At 34.5% G+C, this 20,843-nt stretch carries 22 protein-coding genes; 11 read left to right on the forward strand and 11 right to left on the reverse strand.

The genetic code is table 11. The features are described 5' to 3' along the window. Positions 1–49: 49 nt before the first annotated feature. A complete protein-coding gene (locus RCJ95_RS08830; protein ID WP_004233486.1) occupies positions 50–274 on the reverse strand; it encodes a hypothetical protein in 225 nt (74 codons plus the stop codon). 207 nt (positions 275–481) lie between these two features. Between RCJ95_RS08830 and psiE the strand changes: the two genes are divergently transcribed. After that, positions 482–934 carry a phosphate-starvation-inducible protein PsiE gene (gene psiE / locus RCJ95_RS08835; protein ID WP_004233484.1) on the forward strand — a complete coding sequence of 151 codons (453 nt, stop codon included), beginning with the start codon at positions 482–484 and terminating at the stop codon, positions 932–934. A 17-nt stretch (positions 935–951) separates the two neighbouring features. Here psiE and RCJ95_RS08840 read toward each other — a convergent pair whose 3' ends face one another. Then, positions 952–2,208, reverse strand: coding sequence for a GNAT family N-acetyltransferase (locus tag RCJ95_RS08840; RefSeq protein WP_446722122.1), 1,257 nt, complete (start codon positions 2,206–2,208; stop codon positions 952–954). A gap of 130 nt (positions 2,209–2,338) precedes the next feature. On the opposite strand from RCJ95_RS08840, the gene RCJ95_RS08845 reads away from it, so the two are divergent. Together RCJ95_RS08845 and RCJ95_RS08850 are read left to right on the forward strand one after the other, a co-directional pair. Beyond that, positions 2,339–3,346 (forward strand): HAAS signaling domain-containing protein, encoded by a 1,008-nt coding sequence (locus RCJ95_RS08845; RefSeq protein WP_446722123.1) that lies wholly within the window; start codon positions 2,339–2,341, stop codon positions 3,344–3,346. A 151-nt stretch (positions 3,347–3,497) separates the two neighbouring features. After that, a complete protein-coding gene (locus RCJ95_RS08850) occupies positions 3,498–4,646 on the forward strand; it encodes a SpoIIE family protein phosphatase (protein WP_446722124.1) in 1,149 nt (382 codons plus the stop codon). Positions 4,647–4,685: 39 nt separating this feature from the next. On the opposite strand, the gene RCJ95_RS08855 is transcribed toward RCJ95_RS08850, so the two are convergent. Together RCJ95_RS08855 and RCJ95_RS08860 are read right to left on the reverse strand one after the other, a co-directional pair. After that, on the reverse strand, positions 4,686–5,543 hold the full coding sequence (locus tag RCJ95_RS08855; RefSeq protein ID WP_048395585.1) for a CheR family methyltransferase: 858 nt from the start codon (positions 5,541–5,543) through the stop codon (positions 4,686–4,688). Between the two features lie 5 nt (positions 5,544–5,548). Further along, positions 5,549–8,290: an ATP-binding protein gene (locus RCJ95_RS08860; protein WP_257520842.1), complete on the reverse strand. Its 2,742-nt coding sequence runs from the start codon at positions 8,288–8,290 to the stop codon at positions 5,549–5,551. 184 nt (positions 8,291–8,474) lie between these two features. Here RCJ95_RS08860 and RCJ95_RS08865 point away from each other — a divergent pair, with 184 nt between their 5' ends. The 7 genes from RCJ95_RS08865 to RCJ95_RS08895 all read left to right on the forward strand — a co-directional run bounded on the left by RCJ95_RS08865 (position 8,475) and on the right by RCJ95_RS08895 (position 13,582). After that, on the forward strand, positions 8,475–9,665 hold the full coding sequence (locus tag RCJ95_RS08865; RefSeq protein ID WP_221682424.1) for a M14 family metallopeptidase: 1,191 nt from the start codon (positions 8,475–8,477) through the stop codon (positions 9,663–9,665). A gap of 181 nt (positions 9,666–9,846) precedes the next feature. Beyond that, entirely contained in the window at positions 9,847–10,176 is a 330-nt protein-coding gene (locus RCJ95_RS08870; RefSeq protein ID WP_004233468.1) for a PadR family transcriptional regulator, read from the forward strand. After that, positions 10,173–10,580, forward strand: a complete 408-nt coding sequence (locus RCJ95_RS08875; RefSeq protein ID WP_004233467.1) for a permease prefix domain 1-containing protein — start codon at positions 10,173–10,175, stop codon at positions 10,578–10,580. Before RCJ95_RS08870 ends, RCJ95_RS08875 begins: the two co-directional genes overlap by 4 nt. 41 nt (positions 10,581–10,621) lie before the next feature. Continuing rightward, positions 10,622–11,239: a hypothetical protein gene (locus RCJ95_RS08880; protein ID WP_255601670.1), complete on the forward strand. Its 618-nt coding sequence runs from the start codon at positions 10,622–10,624 to the stop codon at positions 11,237–11,239. Between the two features lie 12 nt (positions 11,240–11,251). Next, positions 11,252–12,283: an alpha/beta fold hydrolase gene (locus RCJ95_RS08885; protein ID WP_221682426.1), complete on the forward strand. Its 1,032-nt coding sequence runs from the start codon at positions 11,252–11,254 to the stop codon at positions 12,281–12,283. Positions 12,284–12,370: 87 nt separating this feature from the next. Further along, positions 12,371–12,778 (forward strand): MarR family transcriptional regulator, encoded by a 408-nt coding sequence (locus RCJ95_RS08890; RefSeq protein ID WP_221682427.1) that lies wholly within the window; start codon positions 12,371–12,373, stop codon positions 12,776–12,778. Between the two features lie 144 nt (positions 12,779–12,922). Then, on the forward strand, positions 12,923–13,582 hold the full coding sequence (locus RCJ95_RS08895) for a hypothetical protein (protein WP_221682428.1): 660 nt from the start codon (positions 12,923–12,925) through the stop codon (positions 13,580–13,582). A 377-nt stretch (positions 13,583–13,959) separates the two neighbouring features. Here the strand turns inward: RCJ95_RS08895 and RCJ95_RS08900 are convergent, their stop codons facing one another. From RCJ95_RS08900 to RCJ95_RS08925, 6 genes are all read right to left on the reverse strand, one after another. Next, positions 13,960–15,039 (reverse strand): ankyrin repeat domain-containing protein, encoded by a 1,080-nt coding sequence (locus RCJ95_RS08900; RefSeq protein ID WP_221682429.1) that lies wholly within the window; start codon positions 15,037–15,039, stop codon positions 13,960–13,962. 248 nt (positions 15,040–15,287) lie between these two features. Next, positions 15,288–16,769, reverse strand: a complete 1,482-nt coding sequence (locus tag RCJ95_RS08905; protein WP_221682430.1) for a malate:quinone oxidoreductase — start codon at positions 16,767–16,769, stop codon at positions 15,288–15,290. Positions 16,770–17,158: 389 nt separating this feature from the next. Then, positions 17,159–17,926 (reverse strand): nucleotidyltransferase domain-containing protein, encoded by a 768-nt coding sequence (locus RCJ95_RS08910; RefSeq protein WP_446722125.1) that lies wholly within the window; start codon positions 17,924–17,926, stop codon positions 17,159–17,161. 92 nt (positions 17,927–18,018) lie between these two features. Beyond that, positions 18,019–18,954: a hypothetical protein gene (locus RCJ95_RS08915; RefSeq protein ID WP_221682432.1), complete on the reverse strand. Its 936-nt coding sequence runs from the start codon at positions 18,952–18,954 to the stop codon at positions 18,019–18,021. Continuing rightward, positions 18,951–19,508, reverse strand: a complete 558-nt coding sequence (locus tag RCJ95_RS08920) for an RNA polymerase sigma factor (protein ID WP_221682433.1) — start codon at positions 19,506–19,508, stop codon at positions 18,951–18,953. Before RCJ95_RS08920 ends, RCJ95_RS08915 begins: the two co-directional genes overlap by 4 nt. A gap of 124 nt (positions 19,509–19,632) precedes the next feature. After that, the gene (locus RCJ95_RS08925) at positions 19,633–19,857 is read right to left on the reverse strand and encodes a hypothetical protein (protein ID WP_221682434.1); all 225 of its coding nucleotides are present in this window, start codon (positions 19,855–19,857) and stop codon (positions 19,633–19,635) included. A gap of 80 nt (positions 19,858–19,937) precedes the next feature. Here RCJ95_RS08925 and RCJ95_RS08930 point away from each other — a divergent pair, with 80 nt between their 5' ends. Further along, a complete protein-coding gene (locus RCJ95_RS08930; protein WP_221682435.1) occupies positions 19,938–20,429 on the forward strand; it encodes a hypothetical protein in 492 nt (163 codons plus the stop codon). A 68-nt stretch (positions 20,430–20,497) separates the two neighbouring features. Here the strand turns inward: RCJ95_RS08930 and RCJ95_RS08935 are convergent, their stop codons facing one another. Continuing rightward, positions 20,498–20,770, reverse strand: a complete 273-nt coding sequence (locus RCJ95_RS08935; RefSeq protein ID WP_004233441.1) for a hypothetical protein — start codon at positions 20,768–20,770, stop codon at positions 20,498–20,500. Positions 20,771–20,843: the final 73 nt, after the last annotated feature.

Raw genomic sequence — 20,843 nt, forward strand, 5'->3', positions numbered from 1 at the left:
ATACTATAAAAAAAGAATGCTACGCATATCCGTAGCATTCCTCTTTACATTATAGTTTGTTAATTACTGCGTGGATTGTTTCCTTAAGCTCTGCATCGTGATCAGCAAGATCTACAAGGTTTCCTAGACGTTCACGTAATACAGGACGCTCAATTACTAGCTTTTCATCAAGTACTTGTACCAGTAGCTCGATAATAAGTCGATCACGAACATTTAACGCTTCTTCTAAACGTTCTGGTGTAATTTTCGCATCAGTTTTTGCAGCTTTTGCCATTTTAAAAACCCCTTTTATATTTTATATTCATGCACATCTATTTTAGCATACCACTAAATTATTTTGAAAACTTTCTTTCATAAAAATATACCAAATCTTTACAAAAACCAAAGAAAAGATTTACGACAAATTGTTATATTTATATCATAATACACAGCTACTCGACCATATGATGATGTATTTACAAAACGCGATTGGAGGAATTGGATGAATCAAAAAAATACGACTTATTTACAGCTCATTAAAGCTGTGCCAAAATCTCTACAGCTATTTCTCAATGTTTGCCTTGTACTATTAGCACTGATTCTCTGTTTTTTGTTATTTAAGGAGCTAATTGAATTTCTTAAAATATTACTCTTTGCTAAGGAAGATGGTGATTATAAGCTATTCCTTGCCAATATACTTATTTTCTTTTTATATTTCGAATTCATCACAATGATAATTAAATATTTTAAGGAGGATTACCATTTTCCACTTCGATATTTTATCTATATAGGTATCACAGCAATGATTCGATTAATTATTGTGGAGCATGATCATCCTCTAAATACGTTAATTTATTCATTAATTATCCTCATACTAATCATAAGCTACTTTATTATTAATATAACGCCACTTGAAAGGCCAACACGTTCTTCCATTCTCATCAAAAAAGATTAAAAGCCCTCACGCCCATTCTAAAATGCCGATATACATGTGGGCTTTTCAAACACATAGAAGAATTGCTGTAAAGCCTGTAAATACTGATTATCGCTAATCTGTATTCGACTAAGCATAAATAGCTCTTGGACCGTTACTACGCCCATTACTAGTGATGAAAGCTCAGCTACATCTATCGTTACTTCAACATCATAGCTATCACTTTCTATCATTTTAATTGTACCGTTAACAGCCTCAACAATAAGTTGCTGATTGTTTTTTGCCAGTAACGAATCCATAACATTCAATTTAAATGTCAAAGTAACACCGTTAAAATTGCGTGTTATTAGCTCATCAAAAAAGCCCTTCACATTAATGATACGGTACATTAGACCAACTCCTGACACGGCACTTGCGTGGTAGACACTTGGAATTAAATGATTTGTACCATTTCTTACATCCTCTAAAAAGAAATGGACATTTTCTTCTTGTGTATTCCATTCGATTCGGGTTACTTGGTCCGCTTGACTGTTTAAAAATGTACTAAGCTCTAGCAAAGCCTCAGGAGTTTCATAGATCCACTCTTTAATCACCAAATTATTGAGCATAAAATTACTATCGCTTTGCTTATTAAAAGAAAAGGCAATATAGCCCTGAACTGTACCTTCCTGTTCCATTGCAATCACATAGTTATCTGGATTATTAAAAATAAAAGATAGTTCCGATTGTGTTTTAAGAAACATCCCATGTTTTTTTGCTACTACCCTGTTGTAGCAATCTACTAGCTGTTGTTGATCTTCAACTGTCAAATATTTAAGGTGCTTTTTGGTTGGTCCTTTCGGGAAGCTTGAAGGCTCTACCAAGTATTGATAGATTTTCGGTCCATAGCCAAAACCCATTTTTTTATAAAAATCTGGTCTAAACGGATACAAGGCCACAAAATGAATATTTTTTTCTAAAAAGATGTTAAAGAAATGTTGGATTAATTCTTTTGCAGCCTTCTCTTTTTTATGTAATAAATCAACTGCAACAAGTCCTACCCCACCAATTGGTAGCATTTTAGAGAACAGATTCATTTGAAAGTCATGTAGTCGCATACCACCAATGAGTTTGTCATTTTCCCAAAGTCCATAATAATGAAGAGATTCATCATTGCTTTGATTTTGCATAAAGAGATTTTTCAGCTGTTCTTTTGTTGTTTGTGTTCCATTCAATCTTCCTGGATACGCCCCCACAACGATATTTACAAAGGCTACAAAATCTTGCCCTTTTAATAATTTCTCTACAACCCTCATTATTTCCCCTCCATTTTCAAATTGTTGCATGTTGTTCACGAATTTTTCATATTAATTTTTATACCCCATAATAACATATATTACCACGACCAATTAATGAGTACTGAAAATGATTAAAGGAGGAAAATGTATGACTTTAATTGATTCATATATTCACGAAGTGACTAAAAGGCTACATAAAAATAAACGTGAGAAAATCAAGGTTGAACTAAAGGCTACTATTGAGGATATGCTGCCAGAGCAATATTCTGAATCCGAAGTGAAGGGAGTACTCAGGAAGCTTGGAAGCCCAGTAGAAGTTGCAGCAAGCTATCGGGATACTCCCCACTTTTTAATTGGTCCAAAGAATTTTGAACAATATACAAGAACCATCAAGCTAATTATTCCTTGGGCAATTCTTATTACAATCATTGTTCAAATAATAGAGAAAATTGTTCTCTATTCTGGAGAAGAAGCACTTCTCACAACCATTATTACAGCATTTGTCGGGATTATTGCTGCAATTATTGCTGTGTTATTTCACGTTTTGTTTTGGGTTACGGTTATTTTTATTATTAAGGACCGTTCTGGGGCTGAAAAGCTTTCGATCCCTTTTCTGAGAGATACCAAGCCATGGTCACCTGATGATTTAGTACAAATTAAAAGAATTCCCAAAGATAAAATTATTCCTATAAGTGATACGATTTTGAGCCTTTTAGGGATACTTATTTTTTCTTTTGTTTACTGGAATGCCTATCGTCTTTTAGGTATTTATACAACAAATGACAACGGCAGCTTAAAATTTGTAATGCCTATCTTTAATCAAAATATTTTACAATCGTTTGTTCCCATGGTCTTACTATGTATTATCCTAAGTCTCACTTTAACCTTATTAAAATGGCGTGCAGGACAGTGGACAATGCCTATCGCCTTCACTAATGCACTACTTCAAAGTGTTGGAACGATTGTGTTTATTTTAATAGCGTTACACCAAGATTTTATTCACAGCGCCTCTATCCCTTATATTGCGGCTATTACAGACACAACCTCAGCTAAAGTTGCCTTCACTATTGATAAAATCCTACTTGTCAGTATGATTATTGCTGTTTTAGCAAATGCATTTGATATCTACCAAGGATTTAAAAAAGCTAAAATATAACGCCCTTCTACTTCATATACCTAGTAAACCTTACATTAAAATCGCCAAAATACCTTTATTCTCTGATGTTTTGTATAATGATAAAGTTGAAAGTATTTTATATATGTGAAAAATAATCTGCACAATTCAATCAGAGTAAGGGGAAAGTACTATGACCATTCTTCTAGTAGATGACAATCAAGTCAATTTATTTGTCATTGAGAAAATACTAAAAAATGCAGGTTATGATAACTGTGTTTCTCTTTCATCTGCTTATGAGCTATTTGATTATTTACAATTAGATGCACCCAATCCGACAGGAAATTCAGTAGATTTAATTTTGTTAGATATTATGATGCCGGAAGTAGATGGTATTGAGGCCTGCAAACGCATTAAGCAAAATGAGAGATTGAAAGATATTCAAATCATTTTCGTTACAGCACTCGAGGATAAAAACAAACTGGCAGAAGCCCTAGACATTGGTGGTGTAGATTATATTACTAAACCAATTAATAAAACAGAGCTGCTGGCCAGAATGCGTGTTGCCTTACGTTTAAAGGCAGAATTAGACTGGCACACACAGCATGAAAAGAAAATACAATATGAGCTAGATTTAGCAACCCATGTACAAAGAAGTCTTCTTAGCCCACCGTTAAATGAGAATGACATCCGTATTGAAGTTTCATATTTGCCATCCTCTAATTTGGCAGGAGATATGTATTATTGGTACAAAATAGACGATCATCGTTATGCCATAATATTATTGGATATGATGGGTCATGGTATATCTGCAGCGTTGGTTTGTATGTTCATCTCCTCTGTTCTAAGAGAGGCGGTTAAACAATTGGTGGAACCTGAACTTGTCATCCAAGAACTGAATCGGTATATGACGCTATTACAAGATGGGAAAGAGAATAATCTTTATTATTTTACAGCGATTTATTTAATCATTGATACAGAGCAAAAAACAGTCGAGTACATAAATGCTGGCCATCCTCCTGGATATGCACTAATCGATGAAAAAACATGTATTCCATTAGATCAGGGTAGCTGTGCAGTCGGGTTCTTTGATGAAATAAAAGTGAAAAAGCAATTTATCCAATATGAGCATGACATTCAAATTGTGTTATTTACAGACGGTGTGTTAGAGGCAATGGGACCCTGTGAATTAGAATCAGAAAAGCATTTGCAAACGCTAACATCCTCCAAGTGGGAATATTCACAATGCCTAATCGATAACCTTTTGCCTAAGGATAAACAAGAGAATCAGCCTGATGACATGTGTGTTTTAATGATTCAAGCTAGCACGAATACTATATAAAAAAGCAGAGGCTATCCATTAAAGATAGCCTCTTACTCATTAATACATTTTTTGATAAATTCTTTCGTTTCCAGAAATCTCATTATACTTTGAAATAACCTCTTCAAATCGCAATGTTTCTTTATCCCCTAAGCATAAAAAACCTTTGTCACTTAGACTTTCATAAAATAATTGATGTACCTGGCTCTGAAGCTTAGGTGAAAAATAAATAAGAACATTTCTGCACAGAACAACATGAAATTCATTAAATGAATGATCTGTTACTAAATTATGTTGAGCAAAAATAATATTTTTCAATAATGTTGGATGAAAGTAAGCATATTGATAATCTGTTTGATAGTATTCTGAAAAAGCATGGGCACCTCCAGCAAGCATATAGTTTTTTGTATATGCCTGCATTTTATGAATTGGAAAGGCCCCCTTCTTAGCTTTTTCTAATACTTGCTCGTTCATATCTGTTGCATAAATTACAGATCTCTCTATTAGCCCCTCTTCTTGAAGCAAGATAGCCATTGAATATACTTCTTCACCTGTTGCACACCCTGCATGCCAAATACGGATTTCAGGATATTCTCGTAAAACAGGGATGACCGTTTCACGAAAGGCCTTAAAAAAGCTAGGGTTGCGGAACATCTCCGTTACATTTATCGAAAAATCATTTAATATCTGCTCTAAAAATTCTTTATCATGAATGACCTTTTCTTGTACACGTGAAATCGTTGGGATGTTATTTATCCCCATCCTATTGTAGATTCTGCGTGAAATGGATGAACGATTATATTGCCGAAAATCATAACCCGATAAACGATAAATAGCTTCTAGTAACAAATCAATTTCTAAATTTGTATGCTTATTTAATTGTATATTTTGCTCCAAAGGCTGAAATTGTTGTTCCATGTTCATTAACTCCCCTTAGAAACTAACCATACTCTTAAAACTGATATTAATTGATCTAAATTTAATGGCTTACTAATATAATCAGATGCACCTGCCTGCAATGATTTATCACGGTCATTTTTCATCGCTTTAGCAGTCAATGCAATGATTGGCAAATCGATACGTTTCATTTGCTGACGAATAATAGTCATCGCTTCATAGCCATCCATATTAGGCATCATTATATCCATCAGTACAAGATCGATATCTGGATTAGCTCGCAAGATCTCTAAACATTCTAGCCCATCTTTAGCAACTAGAATGTGCATGCCTCTTTTTTCTAAAGCCGTTTTTAGCGCATAAATATTACGGTTATCATCATCAACTATTAAAATATTTTTCCCTTGAAACACCTCTACCTCTTGTTGAAGGGCTACCTCCATTGCTTGTGGTTGTTCTATTATTTGCTCCTCTTCCACCATCGTAACAGCCACTTCGTTCATGGCAAGCTTTTGGCAATGCTCCTCTTCAATTCCATTTGGCAGGCTCGGAAGCGTTAACGTAAAGCTACTCCCTTGTCCTTCAGCACTTTGCAATGTAATCCAGCCACCAAGTAACTTAGCAAACTCCTTACAAATAGAAAGACCCAGACCCGTTCCACCATATTTTCGGACCGTAGCTCCATCTGCTTGCTGGAATGATTCAAAAATCAGCTGATGTTTGTCTTTTGGAATACCTATTCCTGTATCTGAAACAGTAATTTCTAACCAATCCTTGCTTATCTCCTGCATATTATTGGTTAGTTGTTGCGGTGTAAGCTGTTTAATGTCTAATGTGACAGATCCCTGCTCAGTAAATTTAAAGGCATTCGATAATAAATTCTTTAAGATTTGCTGGAATCTCTTTTCATCTGTATAGAATACATCCACTACATGATCAGCCTTAGATATATGGAATGCTACGTTTTTCTTCCTCGCAACTGGTGCAAAGGTGTGTTCTATTTGCACAGGTACTTCGCTCATATTCACCTCATTAAAAATAATATCAAGCTTCCCTGCCTCAACTTTAGATAAATCTAATATGTCATTGATTAGAGCAAGCAAGTCCTCCCCTGAAGAATGAATAACTTTAGCAAACTCTGCTTCCTCGTCTGTTAGGTTGTGTTGGCTATTTTCTGCTAGCATTTCCGATAATATTAATATGCTGTTTAAAGGTGTTCTTAATTCATGTGACATATTGGCTAAAAATTCGGATTTGTAATTAGAGTTAAGGATAAGCTGCTCTGCACTTTCTTCTAATTCCTTCTTCGCCTTCTCCAGTTCTCTTGATTTAGATTCTGCCTCTTTCGTGCGTTCTTCAAGCTGTTCATTAATCATTGTCAGCTCTTCCGTCTGCATTTGCAATTCCTCAGATTGAGTCTGAAGCTCTTCTGATTGAACCTGCAATTCCTCGGTCATTGCTCTAGATTCATTCAATAGACGTACAATTTCCATACGCCCTAAAACACTATTAACTGTTAGTCCAAAGGTTTCAGTAACCTGTCTCACTAATTCTTGCTGTAACTTACTGAATTTAGCCATTGTTGCTATTTCAACAACCGCTATAACTTCATTTTCAAAAATGACAGGAATCAATAAAATATTTTGTGGTCTAATTTCACCTAATCCAGTTTTGATTAAACGATAGTCTCTCGGAATATTATCATAGAATAGTACTCTCTTTTCTAATGCACATTGACCGATTAACCCTTGTCCTATTTTGAAACTCTCCATACCAACACAATCATCCGTGTCAGCAAAAGCAGCCTTTTTCACAAACTGTACTTGGTTCTCTGTTACTTCCCGAACATAAAATGCTCCAAGAGATGCTTGGGTTTTCTGTGCTACTTCTGATAGGAAGGTCTCCGCTAATTTTGTAATTGCTGAAATACCTTGATAATTTGTCACGATTTCAGCTACATTGCTTTGTAGCCATTCTCTCTTTTCGACTGACTCTAAAAGTGTATTCGTTGCATTAGCAAGTTCATTCACTTCATCATTTGTATTCACATGGATTCTTCTAGTGAAATCACCTTTTGTAGCTGCTATTTCTTGAATGGTTTGTGTTACTTCCGTTATCGTTTTTACAATTGAACGGGAGATGCCACTAGCGATGACAATAGCTATTGTAGAAACTAAAATTAAGATCCCAAATAAAGCACTAGTTAATTTACTATTTTGCTTGTCTAACTGACTTGCCTTCTTCTGAGTATAAGCATTTTCAGTGGCACGGAATGAATCGAATAATTTGCGCATTTTTTCCATATCCTGACGACCATTATCCACTTTAAAAAAATCATTTAATGCTTCTACATTATTATCCTTTTTATATTGAATAGTTGGTTCGCCTGACGTTGCAATCCAATGTTCAATTGTTTCCTCTATCTCTTTAAGTTTGTCCTGTTGAGCTGGTTTATCTTTCATTTGTTGATAGAGTTCATTAAAATCTATTTTCCAATTTTCAGCTGCATTATCATAGGGTTCCAGATAACTTTGCCTACCCGTAATGATGAAAGCACGTTGACTTGATTCCATATCCAATATATATTTTTCAATTTCATTCGTTAAAGTTAGAACATTGGAATCGTACTTAATAATAAAATTTCTTTCCTTCTGCAAAGATGTAATTTGATTATTTAATATGACAACCGTGGCAAGTAAGCAAAGAATGATTACGATATAACCTAATGTAATCTTTGAGCGTATACCCATTTTTAATCTATTTAACATTTGGTTTTCCTACCCTTACCTTTCTTTTACTTTATTATGATTACTAGTATACATCTAAAAATAACTCATTTTATCCTCTTTTAGATTCTTAATAAAGAAATTTTGCTGATTTTGTATTAATAAGTCTATGCATTTTTCATATACATTTTATATTGAACCATTTCTAATTAAGGAGAGAAAACATGTGGATATTATCGTAAGGCCAGGAGATTCACTTTGGCATTTCAGTGAGGTATTTAAAATTCCTCTTCAACTCATTTTAGATTCCAATGAAGACATAAATCCTCAATTTTTAAGAGTTGGACAACGGGTTCGTATTCCTGGTTTTGTGACCAACAACTATCAAATTAAACAAGGAGATTCTTTTTGGCAGATTGCCCAAAGCCGAAATCTTCCCCTAGTCGCCCTATTGCTTGTTAATCCTGATCTCAATCCAAATCGCTTACAAATCGGTCAAATGATTCGCATACCCCAACGTATCACATGGCGTTTAGTTAATGGTAAGCAAAATTACACGTATACCCATATGATGAACGATCTCAGAAAGCTCCTTGACGCATATCCTTTTCTTCAAAGCTCAAACATTGGCAGCTCCGTTTTAGGGAAAGAGCTACCTGAGCTGTCAATTGGCCATGGTGCAAAACGTGTACACTATAATGGCTCCTTCCATGCAAACGAATGGATTACTACACCTATTATTCTAACATTTTTGAATGACTATTTGCTCGCCCTCACCAATCATAGTAGTATTCGTGGAATTTCTCCATCTTCTCTTTATCAGCAAACATTCCTTTCTATCGTTCCTATGGTAAATCCTGATGGCGTAGATTTAGTAATACAAGGCCCTCCAAATGATGAAGCATTAAGAAATCAACTAATTGCATGGAATAATGATAACGCTGATTTTTCTGGCTGGAAAGCAAATATTCATGGAATTGATTTGAATGACCAATTCCCTGCCAAATGGGAGCTTGAAAGTGCCCGTAATCCAACAACACCAGGGCCAAGAGATTATGGTGGTGAAAGACCACTATCTGAACCTGAAGCCATTGCAATGGCTGATTTAACCAAGCAGCGTGATTTTTCAAGAGTATTAGCATTTCATACACAGGGACGTGTTATATATTGGGGCTTTGAAAATCTAGAACCCCCCGAATCAGAGGTGCTTGTAAATGAATTTAGTAGAGTAAGTGGCTATGAGCCCGTTCAATCTGCTGGAAGCTATGCTGGTTATAAGGATTGGTTTATTCAAGATTGGCGTAGACCAGGCTTCACTGTTGAATTAGGAAGTGGTACAAATCCTTTACCAATCAGTCAGTTCGATGACATTTACGAGGAGTCTTTAGGGATTTTTCTTGCTGCACTGTATATGTAAAAAGAGTAGACGAACTCCATCCGCTAAGAAATTGTCCTTAAGGGCTTTTTAGCGAATGGAGTTTTTTTATAGGAAGGTCTCATCATCATTGTAAAAAAAGGGGAATAAATTACTTTGACAGACAGAGTAATGTTTGCTACTATTACTCTGACAGATAGAGCAATAAAAAAGTAGGTGACTTATGGTTCGCAGTGATATTATCCGAGGACATTTGGATTCGATTATTTTACGGTTAATTTCAGAAAAAGACCGTTATGGCTACGAAATTTCTCAGGAAATAAGTCTCCGTACAAACAATCGGTTTCAAATCAAGGAAGCAACTTTGTATGCAGTTTTTCAACGTCTCGAAAAAAAGGAAATTATTGAAGCCTATTATGGAGATGTCTCGCATGGAGGCAAACGAAAGTATTACCGTATTACATCATTAGGTAAGGCCTATTTAAATGAGCTAGTGAAAGAATGGTCGGAAGTAAAGGAAATAATCGATTTATTTATGGAGGGCTTAGAATGAAAAGAATAAAAAACCATATTGATGAGCTTTTTAAAGACATTCCTCGAAATAACGAAACGGAAATGGTTAAACAAGAAATCATTGAAAATCTTGAAGAAAAAGTATTTTACTTGATAGACCAGGGTAAAGAACAAGAGGATGCCATTAATAAAGCCATTGTAGAATTTGGAGATATCGAAGACTTAAAGCAAGAGTTAGGTGTTAAAGAGCCAGCAAAGAAAAACATGGCCAAATTAAACTTAGAGTTCTCAATTTGGGGTAGTGGCTTAATTATTGCATTTTTTATTTTTATTAATCTTTATTACACACCACATATTATTTGGGCAATCTATCCGATTTTCGCCATTCTTTGGTGGCCTTTATCGATGTACTTCGTGTGGTCTCGTAAGAAATGGGGTGAATAAACATGAGAAACTTTATAAACTTTTCTATAGTGGGGAGCTTGATGACAATGATTTTTTTAGGGTTTGTTAATTATACGACATCTCCTCAAACAATGTGGTTTGTATATCCATGCTTATTGCTACTACTTTGGCCCATTACGTTATTCTTTATGGCTAAAAAATTGTATAAACAATACTCAATTGTTTGTAGTGCCTTAATTATTACATTTTTAATAGTTGAAAATTATATTTACGCACCAGATCATTTATGGTTTGTCTATGCGATTTATCCAATTATCTGGTGGCCAATCCTCATGTACTTAGATGAAAAGGCAAAAACGTTAAAAACAGCTCTAATTGGATGTGCTTCTACCATCATCTATTACACTATATTGAATATGATTGTATCTCCTCACTACCCTTGGGCAATTTATCCTGCTTTTTTAGTGATATGGTGGCCTCTAGCTTTATATCATGCGCAACGAAAAACCTTTGTAGCATTCTCCGTTACAGCTACGATACTAATAAGTATCTTTTTCATTACAGTAAATGTTGTTTCTTCACCAAGCGTTATATGGGCGATTTACCCTATTTTTGTTACCCTTTGGTGGCCTCTGAGTATGTATTTTTATGTGTATAAAAGAAAAATGTATCATGCTAGCTTTATGAAACGCATGTAAAGAAGGTATTGTATGAAAAGGATTAAAAAGTTCATTAAATATCTTGTCTTGATTATGACTTCCTTACTATTATTAGCACTTGTATTTCCAACATGGACATCATCTATAAAAGACATGAACAGCATCAGTACGCTAAAACAGGTAGAAATTAACGGCAGTGACCATGAAATCATGATACGGGGCCATAACAAAAATAATCCTGTAATCCTCTTTGTCCATGGCGGACCAGGTTGCTCTGAAATACCCTACGCTAAAAAATATCAAGATTTATTGGAAACCGAATTTACAGTGGTGAATTATGATCAAAGGGCTAGTGGGAAGTCTTATCATTTTTTTGAGGACTACTCCAATCTTTCATCTGATTTGCTTGTGGAGGATTTACTAGCACTGACTGACTATATTGCTAATGATCTAGATAAAGAAAAAATCATCTTAATTGGTCATTCCTACGGTACATATATTGCCACACAAGCAGCTGCTAAAGCTCCTGAAAAATATGAGGCCTATGTAGGGATTGGTCAAATGAGTAATACCATTGAAAGTGAGATGGACAGTTTACACTTTACGATCAAACAGGCTCAACTTAAGAGTAACACAGAGGATGTTGCACATTTACAAAGGTTAATGGAGGAAATTAGTAGTGGTAAAACATTTACGCCTCGTCATTTAGTGAGCAAATACGGTGGAGCTACAAGACTCATTACTAACCCTGATGGAAATATGTTAGGGATGCTTTTTAGTACCGAATATAATTTGTTAGATATTATTCGCTATAGCAAGGGGATATCCCTATCCCAAGAAGTTTTAGTAAACGAAGTCTTACAGTCCCCACTTCCTGCGAAAGTTAATTCACTGACTCTTCCCTTCTATTTTGTAATGGGAGATTATGATTATCAAACATCATCGAATAGCGCTAAAAAATACTTCGACCAAATTATCGCGAAGAAAAAAGAATTCATAGCATATGAACAATCTGCTCACTACCCCCAGTTCGAAGAAAAAGAGAGATTTTTCGAATGGATGCGTACGACTTTTAAAAAATAAATATTTCTTAAAATAATTCTACACTTGGTACCATTTATTTAATTACTATATAATTTAATTATTAAATATTTTAATGGACGTGATTATATGCCAGAAAATCTAAACAATGTAGAAATTATTATGAAAGAAATGCTGGAAATACAGCAGAAGTCGAAAATGTTTGTAGATCTTATATCTGAAGGAGAAGCGTTATCACAAAACCAATTAATATTGCTCCTACAGCTAAAAATAAATAATGGGATGAAGGCAACAGAAATTGCTGAATTCTTTAGTGTAACACCTGGAGCTGTAACTTCCATGTGCGATAAACTGGAAAAACTCGAACTCATACAAAGAATTAGGGAAAATAATGATCGACGTGTAGTCAAAATGGCTTTAACCAATATTGGTGACATGAAGGTTCAAGAAATCTTTTTAAAGTTTTCTCAGGATAAACTCATAGACATGGCCAACATCTTACGCGAAGTAAACCTATTAATGAATAAAATTTTTTAGGATTTCAACAAATTGAAATCCTTTTTTTATTGTTTAATTTAAGCAATGCTTTTGTTCTTGACAAATGGAAGTAGCATATAATTTAATTAATATATATTTTAATAATTAAAATATATATTAATTAAATTATAATGAGGTGACTTTATGTTTCAAAAACTCCGTACCCTTACACAAACGAACGGCACAATTAAACATTTGGATGCTGATTATGAACAATTAAACATTCGAGGAGCTGTATCGTTACAACAAGAAGTACACTTAATAAAAGTGTCCACTCATGGTCATAGCTCCTTCTATTATCCAGTTACAGCGCAGATATTTAATAGCTCTGGCTCGTGTAAGTTAAAGGATTATTGCCAAATCGGAGAACTGACAAATGCCGGGAATCTTACAATACGTAATGGTTTTATCCAAAAAATCAATAGTTCTGGAAAGCTAATGGTTGAAGAGAAATTACAGAGCGAGCAATTTGATGCCATTGGAATAGTCAAGGCTGTGGAAATAATCGCTAACCACTTTCACTTGAAGTTATCGGGAGAAAGCGAAATTGACAGGTTGAGGGCTGAAAATGTGGTAATAGAAAAGGAAAGGGTTACCCTTCTTTCATTATTTAAGAAAATATTACGTTGTCACACAGTTAGTGGAAAACACCTACAATTATCTAATACAAATGCAGAGTTTGTGGAAGGGGAAGTCGTACATGTTGGGGAAAATAGTGTAATCGGGACACTTTACTATACGGATGATTATTCGATAGCTTCGAGTTCAAAGGTGCACCACATTATACGGAGGGAAAAAGAATGATACTTCTAAAAATGCTAAAGACTTTTTTTTGCTCATTAGCTTTAGTGGTATTATCTGTACTTTACGTTGGATTACTTTTAAGCGCTGGCTTATCCATACTCGCTGGTTTTTTACGAACATTTGGAGTCGATCAAATTAAAATGGGCCTTTGGTATGACGTAGAACTTCCTGTTATGTTCAGCATCCCCTTCGCCCTGTTAATAGCTCTTCTATTGTTCTTTTGTGCCACATATATTAAACGTTGTATTGTTTTTTGTTTGTCAAACCTTCGAATATAAAGCAATAAAAAAGTAAGCATATTTTATAGATAGAATATGCTTACTCTCAACTACTTTAAATAAGTTGATTCACAATTTTATCAGCAGTTTTAAGCATTGCTAAAGCTCTCCTTCAAGAAAACGGATAAGGTATATTTCAGGTCTACCAATAAATTCTTTAAAACTACATAAATTAGCATACTCCTCATGCTCCACATCATAGCACCCTATTTGGCCTTCTCCTTTTGGGTTCCATACTATTTGCAAATCAGAGTAATTGTCGATATTTGCGGAAAGAAGGAGGAGCTTTCTATGACCTAGCTTCATCTCAATTGTATCAGTTAGTTTGAAAAAATCGATAAAGTGAATGTCATAATCATTTGGTGCAAGCTCAAGATGCAGTCGATCTCCTGTCAAAAAATTCATCAATTCATCTGGTAACTTGTATTTTTTCAATGTCTCTTTTTTGTTTTCAATAGTATGGAGTTCTATTGGTTCTAGAGCCTTTAAGTAATTTGCTAGTTCCATATTTTTCATACGTACAGCAATTGTATAAGCTCTCTCACCATCTTTCTCCGCTAAAGTGACGTTTGCGCCTCGTTCAATCAAATATTTGACCATAGCTATATTTCCCATTCGTGTTGCAACTGTTAATGGTGTTGCTTTATAGGGATAGACCATATCAGGCTTTTGATAATTAATATCTACTCCTTGATCAAGTAAATAAGTGACTGTTTTTTTATCAAAATTCGACACAGCCTGACGCAATACTGGACCTCCATGCTGCTTTATATCAAGTCCAAGTTCATGAATAAGAGGGATATTTCTTTTATTGCCATAGTAGGCCTGAGAATAGGCTCCAGATCCAACTTGATTATAGCCATCTAATTTGGCTCCTTGTTCAACAAGGTAACGTACTATATTTTCTTTACAATATCGAACAGCCCTTAAAAAAGAAGGATTTTTTTCCACATTTAAATTAACCCCATATTCAACTAATAATTTTACTACATCCAATCTTTGTGCAATCAATGCTAAATCCAATGGGCTTAATGATGTATGCTGACTTAAACATATCTCTTCTTCAATATTCCAGCCTTTATCCCTCGCAACTTGCAAAGCCGTAATATTGCCAGTATAGATATACATTGCAAGGTCCGGTAGTTCTGGAAATGTTCCAAAATCTTGTAGCTTAATCATCTATAGATTGGCTCCCTTCTTAATGTATATACAAAGTATAGAAAACTACCATCTATATCACAATGGGACATAGAGCTATAGTGTCATAAAACACAGGGCAAGATTTATAGCAAATTTGATGGTTCCTTTATTAAAAAGCTGGCAATTGGATTCAAAATTTCCCAGGAAAGAATTTATTTTAAATTAAAAACAGCTCTCAATCAGAATAGATTGAGAGCTATTTCTTAAACGCTTACCATGACTTACTTTTATTTTAAGCCAAGTGCTTTATCTGTTGTTGCATTTATTTCTTTTAGAAGCTCAGGGTTTTCTGCTAATGATAGACCATAAGATGGAATCATTTCTTTAATTTTTGGTTCCCACTCCTTGATATGTTGAGGGAAACATTTATTAAGAACCTCAAGCATAACATGTACAGCTGTAGATGCACCTGGTGAAGCTCCTAGTAAAGCTGCAATCGAGCCATCAGAAGCACTTACAACTTCTGTACCGAATTGAAGTGTTCCTTTACCGCCAGCTTCTGTATCTTTAATTACTTGTACACGTTGTCCAGCTACGATAATATCCCAATCATCACTTTTTGCATTTGGAATGAAATCACGTAACTCTTCCATACGTTGTTCTTTTGAAAGCATAAGCTGTTGGATTAAATACTTTGTTAAGCCCATCTCTTTCACGCCCGCAGCTAATAAAGTTGTGATATTATGCGGTTTTACAGAAGCAAATAAATCCATATTTGAACCTGTTTTTAAGAACTTAGGAGAGAAACCTGCGAATGGTCCAAATAGTAATGATTTCTTGTTATCAATATAACGTGTGTCAAGATGCGGAACCGACATTGGTGGAGCACCAACTTTTGCTTTTCCGTATACTTTTGCATGATGTTGTTCAGCTATTTCTGGATTATTACATGCTAAGAATAAACCGCTAATTGGGAATCCACCAATATGTTTCCCTTCAGGAATACCTGATTTTTGTAGTAATTCTAGGCTTCCTCCACCAGCTCCAAGGAAGACAAATTTTGCTGAATGATATTCCATTTTACAGCCGTCTAAATCGTGCACACGTACTTCCCATGTACCATCACTAGCTTGTTTTAAACTTTCAACACTATGATTATAGTTAACATCTACATCTTTTGCTTTTAAGTGATCAATTAACATACGTGTTAAAGCACCAAAGTTAACATCTGTACCAGTGTCAATTTTCGTTGCAGCAATGTCTTCACCAGCAGGACGATTTTCCATAATAAGTGGAATCCATTTTTTTAGTGTTTCAGGGTCATTAGAAAATTCCATTCCTTCAAATAAAGGATTTTTTGTCATCGTTTCATGACGTTTCTTTAGAAACTCAACATTTTCTTTCCCTTGTACTAAACTCATATGTGGTAAAGGCATAATGAAGTCTTGTGGATTATTGATCAGCTTATTGTTTACAAGATACGACCAAAACTGTCTTGAAACATGGAACTGTTCATTAACATTAATCGCTTTTTTGATATCGATTGATCCGTCTTTTTTCTCTGATGTGTAGTTCAGCTCACATAATGCAGCATGTCCAGTTCCCGCATTGTTTAATTCGTGAGAACTTTCCTCGCCTGCTTTTTCAAGCTTTTCAAACACTGTAATTTTCCAATCTGGTGCTAATTCTTTGAGTAATGTTCCCAAAGTTGCACTCATGATTCCGGCACCAATTAAGATAACATCTGATTTAATTTGTCTGTTACTCATTTTTACCTTCCTTATATGTTAAGATTTGCAGAAAGGATGTAAGCACTCCCACTTTAGAAGTACTGTAGCCATGGAGCAACCTCGGAGCACACCATTTCTGTATCAATTATTACCTTATTGCAGTTTATCACAATTAGTTCAAGAATAAAATATCAACTATTTATATGAGAGTTATCAGCTTTTTTCGAGACTTTCCGATCATAATTCAAGCAAAAAAATCACTTTTTGTTCTAGATAAAAATTGAATTATTTAAGCTTATTGGAATAATCGGCCTAAAAATGGTTGACATTTTCATAAAAAATAGGTTCTTTTTATTATTATATCTGTATAATAACATATAAATATGGAGTTCGTCTTGTATCTGAACTAACTTTCCTTTACCCAAAGATTAACTTTCGATTGGGCTTTTTATATGCCAGCCATCTATATGAAAACCGCCCATTTGTCTGAACACATACTCCACTACTGCTTCATATAACGCCATCATCTTTTCAACATTGTCCTCATGCATTGCTCTCATAAAAATTTCTCTAAAGTCCTCATCTGGAAATGCTGACTTACTATATTTTTGCAGGTAAATTGGATCTTCAAGATAGGCATAGATTTGATAAAAGGGTATCGTTTCTAGATTTAAATACTGACAGTACAACAAAAATAAATTGGCTAATGAGTTATGGTAGGTAAAGGAAAAGTTCATTTTATCTTGCTCATAACAATCCTTTAAATTATCTAGTGCATCCCATAGTTCATATTTTTTTATTTCTAAGACCGTTTTATTCATTGTTTTATATTTTTCTTTGAGCCATTCTTCTGCTTCAAATTTTAAATCATTTATTATTCCAGTATAATCAAATAAAATTCTCCCTGTTTTAAATTGGACCATCGACATGGTTCTTCTTTTTTTAAAATCTTCTTGGAAATACCCACGAATTTGACTTGGTGGATTCGCAAAGTATTCAATTAAAAAACCATCAATAACACGATTCCCTCTTTCCCTCCACCCCACATTATCCGCCAAAATAATATGAACATCGATATCAGAGCGCTTAGAGGGATTTCCAGTAATATAGCTCCCACATACGAGCGCTCCTATAACTTCCTCTTTATCTTGCCATTCTTTCAGGAACGTTTCTAAGGCTATTTTCCATTTTGCCATTGATCATTCACTCCCTTTTTAATTGATTTATTTCTACAATACTATTGAAAAAACAGAAAACCTTTAATACGTTTTCTGTTTTTATCTGCTTCTTATTTAATTTCTTTAACAGTTAATTTCTTTTGGCTAACTTCATAAGTGACTACCACGTTTTTAATAATCGCCGTATCCTCATAGGAGAGACTAGCTTCAAATTCTATTGTAGCATCTCCCTTCCATCTAAGATGATCCACATAGCTATAGTTTTCATGATCTGTTCGTATCCACGTATCTAACCCTTGCTCAGCACCATATTTAACTCTTGAAGATTCTACTACCTCTGGGCTTACCATTCGCTCTTCCACATTGATGACTTCAACAAATTCACTTTTATTAGAGTTCGTGACAATAGCAATTAATTTCTGATCAGGTGAAGGGATTATTTCTTTAATATACATTGATGGACTGGAGAAGCTAGAATATGCCTCTAGCACATCATCTTTTATACGCCAAAGAACATTTTGGCTTCCGTAATCTGAATAATTATTGAATAAAGTAAAGAAGACGCTCCCATCTGCTAATTTATATACCTGCTGACTTTTAAAGCTTCCTGATAAAATATCGACAGCAAAAATAGCCGCATTCGCAATTTTTTTGTTATCACTTTGTATAAATGGCTGAATAGCCTTTAACGCCTTATTCCTCAACTTTTCATCATTATAGCTCTCTACTAGTCTATTTATTGCAATATAGATATACTCCTCTTTGTCACTATCTAGAGCTTTTAGAAATTTATCTGCATCATATTTTGTAGCAGGCATTAGTTCCATATCCTCTGCTGATAAATAACGAATATAAAGCTCATTATTTTGATGTTTATAGTAAGCTGCTGCTATTGTGGCAGTAAAAACTGAGCTTACGATCATCATACTTATTACCACAGCAAGCCATTTTTTAGAAAAACTTTTCTTCTTTACTCCATAGTTGGCTGCTTCAATTAACTCTTCCTCTATAAATCCAATTTCACGATATAACTCCTCTTTTTTCATATATATAACCCCTCGCCTTCCAAATAAAATCTTAGTTTCTTACGTGTCCTAAATAAGTTGGACTTAACTTTACTACTACTCATTTGAAAGTGTAAGGAAATATCTTTTATAGAATAGGAATACCAATATCGCTGAATAAATATATTTCTAGATTGTTCATCTAAGGTATATAAAAATTGGCTAATGTATTGAGCAAGCTCTCCCGCTTCATAGGATGTTTCTACCGTATGAGAAGAAGCTAGACATTCTTCCAGCTCTGTGAGAATGACCTCAAACTCATTATTTCTCTTTTTGGCTGTATTATAGCTATGCTTATCAAGTGCAATATTACGTATGATTCTCCCTAAAAAAATAGATAGTTTTCTTGGTATCTGTGGAGGGATTGTATTCCATGCAGCTAGGTAGGCATCATTCTCACATTCTTCAACATCCCTCAAATTTGCCAAGATTCTTCTTGCTATTACTCTACAGTATGCTCCATATTTTTTCCTTGTTTCCAAAATAGCCTGCTGTGAGCGTTGTATATATAAAGCAACTATTTTTTCATCGTCCATTTGCATTTTCTCCTTTTATTTACTCTTACTTATAAAGTAGATAATCCAAACAATTGGTTGCATGTTGTGACAAAAATTCTGCTAATGAAAAAACCGCACTCTTTTAGGTACGGTTCTCCACATTTCAAAATAAATTAGTTAAAAATGTTTGTATTGATGTAGGTAATAGCTGAAAGAATAATCCCTCATATTTAATATCCAGTATACCAGCGACAACAATAACAACGAAAATTAACAATAGAAAGATTTTCTTATTTTTAGAAATCCAATTCAATAGATGCCACTCCTCTGCCATAATAGTAAGCATGTTTAGTATAAGTTGATTGCTATCAAATAGCCTTCTATTCATTGTCTGTCACCTAATTTTATAATGCTACATAAATTAAAATGATACGCTAAAAACGAGAAATATGTAAGAAGGGAATGGGTATGGTTAATTTTAAATCTTTTCGAGGTGTTATCACTCAAATCAGTGATTTTCCTGTTGGGCAAAACGGAGATAAGAACGGTTGTTATAAAATAATGACCTTAGAAGATGGTGCTGGTGGAGTTGTCAATTTTATTATTTCTCCCTCCACCTATTTTGTTAATCGTGAAATTATCACAACTGGTGAATGGGTAACAGGTTATTATGATGGGGATGCACCTGTACCGATGATTTACCCGCCTCAATATCGTGCTTTGATTATTGTTAAAGAAAGCAATTATCATAATGTAAAGGTAGATTTCTTTAATCAACAATTACTGAGTAGTGATGGACAATTACAATTAAACCTTTCTCCTACTACGATTATTTCACTTAAAAATGGGCAGCCTTTTACCAATAGTCCTGCCAATCGAAACCTCATCGTTGTTTATGGCCCTACCACTAGGAGTATTCCTGCTCAAACCACTCCCTATGAAATCATTGTTTGGTGTTAATTTAATCATATTTGAACAACGGCTTAAACCTCACTACGTGAATTTAAGCCGTTGTTGACTGTTATTATTTATTCAGTATCATTTTTCATTTCATGTAATTGTTGTTTAATCTGCTCTAGATATTCTTTATTTTGCTGAACAGTATCCAAATGTTCACCATATTGTTCTGCATTGAAACGTGCATTTTCAGCATGCTTAATCTGATTAAATGCATGTTCGATTGCTATTTCCTCTGGATGTGACTTTGCATGCTTTAATAGACGATCCGCCTTTTGCACAGAGTTACTAAACAATGTGCTAGGATGATCCTGCTTCCAACTTGTATCGGAGTGCTTAGCCAATGTATATATCTTCCCTTCTCAATGTTTTCTTTGCAAAATGCTCTGATAATATGTATGGAAGAAAATAAACACA

The organism is Lysinibacillus sp. BSL11 (assembly GCF_052928325.1).